The organism is Rhizobacter sp. P2_H2 (assembly GCF_056403375.1).
On record NZ_JBFUFP010000782.1, the window covers coordinates 1 to 2617 of the forward strand.

At 73.5% G+C, this 2617-nt stretch carries 4 protein-coding genes; 3 read left to right on the forward strand and 1 reads right to left on the reverse strand.

The window, feature by feature from the left end:
- The 3 genes from AC1D15_RS26220 to AC1D15_RS26230 all read left to right on the forward strand — a co-directional run.
- Nucleotides 1–447: archaeosortase/exosortase family protein (locus tag AC1D15_RS26220; protein WP_477828296.1), on the forward strand; the 447-nt coding region annotated here is incomplete at its 5' end.
- Nucleotides 431–967: a hypothetical protein gene (locus AC1D15_RS26225; protein ID WP_477828297.1), complete on the forward strand. Its 537-nt coding sequence runs from the start codon at nucleotides 431–433 to the stop codon at nucleotides 965–967. The genes AC1D15_RS26220 and AC1D15_RS26225, both read left to right, overlap by 17 nt.
- The gene (locus tag AC1D15_RS26230; protein ID WP_477828298.1) at nucleotides 964–2256 is read left to right on the forward strand and encodes a biosynthetic peptidoglycan transglycosylase; all 1293 of its coding nucleotides are present in this window, start codon (nucleotides 964–966) and stop codon (nucleotides 2254–2256) included. Before AC1D15_RS26225 ends, AC1D15_RS26230 begins: the two co-directional genes overlap by 4 nt.
- Here the strand turns inward: AC1D15_RS26230 and AC1D15_RS26235 are convergent.
- Nucleotides 2198–2458 carry a hypothetical protein gene (locus AC1D15_RS26235; protein ID WP_477828299.1) on the reverse strand — a complete coding sequence of 87 codons (261 nt, stop codon included), beginning with the start codon at nucleotides 2456–2458 and terminating at the stop codon, nucleotides 2198–2200. The two genes, AC1D15_RS26230 and AC1D15_RS26235, sit on opposite strands and share 59 nt — an antisense overlap.
- Nucleotides 2459–2617: the final 159 nt, after the last annotated feature.

Genomic DNA, 2617 nt, shown 5'->3' on the forward strand with positions numbered 1-2617 from the left:
GTGCTGTCGCTGCCGGTCGTCTCGTCGCTGCAGTTCTACGCCGGGTTTCCGCTGCGGCTGGTGACGGCGCAATGCAGCACCTGGCTGCTGCAGCTCGCCGGCCGCGCGGCCGAGCGCAGCGGCACCGCGATGGTGGTGGACGGGCAGCTGGTGATCGTCGATGCGCCGTGCTCCGGCGTGCAGATGGTGTGGATGGCGTACTTCTGCGCCTGCGCGGTGGCCCTGCTGGGCGGATTGCGCGAGCGCAGCTTCATGCGGCGGCTGCCGGCCGTGGGCGCGCTGGTGCTGTGCGGCAACGTGCTGCGCAACACCGTGCTGGTGGCGCTGGAGTCGCGCGGGCCGCTGGCCGAGGCCTGGCACCAGGGTATCGGGCTCGCGGTGCTGGCGATGGTCTGCGCCGCGGTGGTGCGCCTGATGAAGGGGGTGGATGATGCTGCGCCGCAATGATCCCGAAGGGCTGCGGCACAAGCTGGGCTTCGCGGCGCTGCTGCTGGCCTGTGCGCTGTGGCCGGCGCTCGGCACCCCGCGCGAACGCGCCGGCGCCGAGGCGGCAGCCTTCGAATGGCCCCGAGAATGGGACGGCCGCACGCTGCGCCCGCTCGCGCTGAGCCCCGTCGAGCAGCGCTTTGCCGCGCAGTTCCCGGGCCGCATCGCGCGCCTCACCGACGGCCAGCAGGTGCTGGTGATGCGCGAGGTGCGCACGCCGACGCGCATGCTGCACCCGGCCGCCGACTGCTACCGCGGGCTCGGCTACCGCATCGAGCAGGCGCGGCTGGAGCGCGACGAGGCGCAGCGGCTGTGGCGCTGCTTCGTCGCCGAGCGCAACGGCCAGCGCACCCGCGTCTGCGAGCGGATCGTCGGTGCCGATGGCGCCGCCTTCACCGATGCGTCGAGCTGGTTCTGGGCCGCGCAGCTCGGGCAGAGCACCGGCCCGTGGCAGGCGGTCACGACAGCGAGGTCATTGTGAAGAGCTGGCGTGTGCGCTGGGCGCTGTGGATCGTCGGCGTGTCGCTCGGCCTCGTGCTCGCGCTGGGGGTCGGCGCGTGGGCGATGCTGCGCCTGCTGCGGCCGGCCGATGGCGAGTGGGCCGAGACGCTGCATGTCGGGCCGTGGCAGCGCGCGATCAGCATGCCGACGGTGATCCGGCTCGCGACCCACCCGATGACGCTGAGGGTGCTCGAAGGCCGCACGCTGTGCACGCCGTTCGGGCGCGTCGCGTTCGCGCCGGACGGCCCCGACGCCTGGCGGGCGATCTGCGCGCCCTGCGCTTTGCGCGGCATCGGCCTGCCCGGCGATGCGGTGCGGCTGACGCGCCTCGAGTTCACGCTGGCGCGCGATGCCGACATGAACCTGCAAGGCGACTTCGCGCTCGGCGAGCCCGGGCATGCAGTGCGCGGCCGCTGGCGCGCGGTGCTGACGCAGCAGCAACTCGAGGTGACTGCGCAGGGCGACGTGACGCCGATCGCCGATGCCTTCGCACTGTTCGCATCAGCTATCCCGGAGCTGCCGCGCGCGCAGGTCGACGGGCTGATGCGCTTCGACCTGCGGCTGCGCCTGCCCGAGCGCACGCTGCAGTTCCGCCCGCGGCTCGACGGCTTTCGCGTCGCGGGGCTGGGCACCGAGACGCTGCTGAATGCGGCGCCGAACTGCGATACCGGCGCGGTCGTGCCAGCCGGCGGCTTCGGCACCTGGCTGCCGCGCGCGGTGATCGCCGCCGAGGACCAGCGCTTCCACGAGCACACCGGCTACGACCTCGACGAGATCGCCCATGCGCTGTCGTTCGAACCGCAGCGCGGGGCCAGCACGTTGTCGCAGCAGCTCGCGCGGCTGGTCTACACCGGCAGCGCCCGCGGCCATGCGCGCAAGCTGCGCGAGCTGCTGTATGCCGTCGAACTGGACCGCACGCTCGGCAAGGCGCGCGTGCTGCACCTCTACCTGTCCCTGGTGCCGTGGGGCAACGGGCGCTGCGGCGCGCAGGCCGCCGCCGCACAGCTGCTGCACAAGCGTGTCGACAAGTTGACGCCCGCCGAGGCGGCATGGCTGGCGAGCCTGCTGCACAACCCCGACCTGGAGCTGGCGCGCTTCGAGGCGCGCGGCGAGGTCAACGCGGCACGCGTGCGCTGGGTGCTGTCGCAGATGCGGCCGCTGCCGCGCATGCCGAAGCCGCCGGCGCGCGGCGATGCGGCGCCGCCGGACACTACGGCCGCGCCGGTGGCTCCGCTGCAGAAGGCGCTGGCACTCGCGCTGGCCCGCTAGCGGGTCCGTTCAGCCATGACTGCGCCAGGCCGGCGATGTCGTCGGTCTGCGCGGCCTCCCACACCGTCTCCGGCGGCACGACGCGGGTGCCGGGGGGACTGAACGGCAACCGGGCCGCAAGCTGCGCGGCGAGTTGCGCGACCTTCTGCGCGCGCACCGGCCGGTCGCGCTGCGGCACCATCATCTGCAGCTGCGACAGCATCCAGTGCGCGAGGCGCTGCGCCGGGTGGCTGACGCTTTAGTGCGCGCCGGCCTGTGGGGTGCGCACCAACACCAGGTGCTCTAAGCCGAGCGCCGCGACCGCGTGCTCGTCGAGGTTGGCGAGGCCGCGCTGCAAGGCTTCGGGCAGGCTGGCCATCGT